This window comes from Haloimpatiens lingqiaonensis (assembly GCF_901447495.1).
GTDB classification, from domain to species: Bacteria; Bacillota; Clostridia; order Clostridiales; family Clostridiaceae; genus Haloimpatiens; species Haloimpatiens lingqiaonensis.
Map to the genome: position 1 here is coordinate 1 of NZ_CABDWS010000146.1, position 2856 is coordinate 2856.

A 2856-nucleotide genomic window follows, 5' to 3' on the forward strand; every position below is an offset into this window, starting at 1 on the left:
TGGGGTAGGGGTAAGTGTATCTATTTTTGCGACCTATCGGTCTGCGGGCTTACCAGCCCTTTAAGTAAATGTAAAAAGATACAATTCCAGTAAAAATAAAATTTTTACTGGAATTTAGGTGCTAAATCTCTGGATTAATGAAAAAATCTTTGTATATAATAGATATGTATGCTAAAATATTAGAGAACAATTATAATATTTGACGTAAACAGGAGGTACCTTATGAGAATAATAGCGGGAGAGGCAAAAGGTAGAAAAATTTTATCCCCAGAAGGTATGAATACAAGACCTACATTAGATAGAATTAAAGAATCTATATTTAATATAATACAAACAAGGGTTTATGGCTCTGTTGCTATAGATGTTTTTTCAGGAACAGGAAGTTTAGGATTAGAAGCTGTAAGCAGAGGAGCAAAGGAATGTTATTTAGTAGATAAACATCCAGTATCCTTTTCTCTATTAAAACAAAATGTACAAAATCTTAAATTTGAAGATAGATGCAACTGTTTGAATATGGATTCTTATGAAGCTCTAAAAATGTTAGGGAAAAAAGGCAAGAAATTTGATTTAGTATTTATAGATCCACCTTATAGAAAAGAAATGATTCCACCTGCTATAGATATAATAAATCAATATGATATGTTAGTTAAAGGTGGACTTATAGTATGCAAAATAGATACAGTGGAGACAATTTATGCTGGAGACGATGTTATAGTACTAAAAGACCAAAGAAGGTATGGAAATACAACAGTTTGTTTTTATGCTTACAAGGAGGAAGAAAATGAATAGGGGAGTTTATCCTGGAAGCTTTGATCCTATAACTAATGGTCATTTAGATATTATTAAAAGATCTGCAAGGGTCTTTGATGAAGTAATAGTAGCTGTTTTATTGAACCCTAATAAAAAAGGACTTTTTTCTGTACAAGAAAGGGTTGAATTTATAGAAAGATGTACTAAGGATTTGCCCAATGTAAAAGTAAAAAGCTTCAGTGGGCTATTAATAGATTTTATGGAACAAAATGGTTCAAAGGTTATAATTAAAGGGTTAAGGGCAGTATCAGACTTTGAATATGAATTTCAAATGGCACTTATGAATAATAAATTAAATCCTGAGATTGAAACAGTATTTATGATGACTAATTCAGAGTTTTCTTATTTAAGTTCATCTTCAGTTAAACAAGTAGCTATGTTTGGGGGATGCATAAAGGGACTAGTTCCAGATATAATTATTCCAGATATAATGAAAAAAATTAAAAAGTGTAATAGGGATTTTAATATTAATAAATAGGGGATGTTTGGTATGGAAGTTATCGAATTATTAGAATATCTTCAAGATGTAATTGAAAACTCTCCAAAATTCATAGTACCTAGTAAAGTAGTAATAAATAAAAATGAGATTATGGAGTTGATTGATAGAATTGTTAATTTTCTTCCAGATGAATTTAAAAAGGCAAAGTGGCTTTGTGAAGAAAAAGATAGAATATTAGGGGAGGCTCTGCAAGAAGCTGAAATATTAAAGAGAGAAAAGATGAGTTTATTAAAGCGTGAGATAGAAAACCACAGCATTACTAAACAAGCAGAGAAACAAGCTGAAAACATAGTTGTTTCAGCTCAAAAACAGGCAAAAGAATTAAGATTAGGTGCTATTGATTATGCGGATTTTCTTTTAAGTGACCTACAAAATCAAATAGACAATGAAAGCAAACAAATGCTTGAAAACCTTCAAAAGGAAATGGAAGAGTTTTTAGTAAAATTATCAAATGAGATTGATGGAAAAAATAAAACCATAAGAGAAAATATAAAAGAATTAAGAGATACTAAATAATTTTTTTAGTATATAGGAAAATATAGTCAAAATAATTAAAACAGTAATTGTTCTAAATATACATATACTATTAAAGGCAGCAGTGTATGAAAATGTACTAGTGAAAATTACAGGGTTATAGAAAAGCTTATATATAATAATTGTTATTATAATGCTTATAAAGCCCTGTATTAATTTTCTCTTCATGTATCTTTTCATAGAAATATTGTATTTATACGTAAAAGTATATACTTGAGATGTAATTGAGATACCACCAAAGGATATAATAAAGCTTAAAAATGCTAATTTATAAATGTTATCTATTCTTAATGAAGCTAAGGTTGCACACCCATTAGTCATTTCTATAATTCCTACTATTAATCCATTAGTTAAATTAATAGGAATATGTAGTATGCTTGATATACATTCTATAGCCTTGCTGAAAAATCTGCCACTTTTTAATAGAGATATTAACACGGAAAAAAGTGTTATGAAACCACCAATGGATAAGGTGGTAAATATTGAATTTTCAACACTTCTTTTTAAAACCAAGCCTATATTATCTACCTTTGATACTTTTACATTAAAATTATTCTTATTAATTGTTGTAGAGTAATCCTTTCTTTTCAATAGTAGAGCCATAACTAAACAGGAAATATAGTTTGATATGATAAGTAAATAACCTAAATAGTGATTATTAAGCATAGAAACACCTACGCCACCAATTATAAATAGTGGTCCTGCATTAGAAGCTATATTTAATAGTCTTTCTAAAGTATTTAAGTTTATACGTTTGTTTTGGTAAAGCTCACAGGAATATTTTGCACCTAAAGGATAACCACAGACGAAGCTAACTAATAGAGGAAAGCTGCAATTATCAGGTAATTTTAAAGGTCTACATAGAAATTTGCCAAATATTTTAGAATAAATTTCTATGCCTCCAAACTCCATCATAACGTTAATAATAATTAAAAATGGAAATAATGAAGAAAATACAGAATTAAAAAATAATTTTGCTCCACCTAAAGCAGCGTCTATACATACTTTAGGGC

Annotated in this window: 4 protein-coding genes; 3 read left to right on the plus strand and 1 reads right to left on the minus strand. The window is 28.8% G+C overall.

Annotated features, from left to right (window positions below; all coding sequences use genetic code 11):
• Positions 1–222: 222 nt before the first annotated feature.
• From rsmD to FGK85_RS14945, 3 genes are read left to right on the plus strand one after another with little or no spacing between them, the layout of a single operon-like run.
• Entirely contained in the window at positions 223–789 is a 567-nt protein-coding gene (gene rsmD / locus FGK85_RS14935; protein WP_138207928.1) for a 16S rRNA (guanine(966)-N(2))-methyltransferase RsmD, read from the plus strand.
• Positions 782–1288, plus strand: a complete 507-nt coding sequence (coaD, locus tag FGK85_RS14940) for a pantetheine-phosphate adenylyltransferase (RefSeq protein WP_138207930.1) — start codon at positions 782–784, stop codon at positions 1286–1288. Before rsmD ends, coaD begins: the two co-directional genes overlap by 8 nt.
• A gap of 12 nt (positions 1289–1300) precedes the next feature.
• Positions 1301–1825, plus strand: a complete 525-nt coding sequence (locus FGK85_RS14945; RefSeq protein ID WP_138207932.1) for an ATPase — start codon at positions 1301–1303, stop codon at positions 1823–1825.
• Here the strand turns inward: FGK85_RS14945 and ylbJ are convergent.
• Positions 1808–2856 (minus strand): sporulation integral membrane protein YlbJ (gene ylbJ, locus FGK85_RS14950; RefSeq protein ID WP_138207934.1); only part of this gene is annotated, 1049 nt, incomplete at its 5' end. The two genes, FGK85_RS14945 and ylbJ, sit on opposite strands and share 18 nt — an antisense overlap.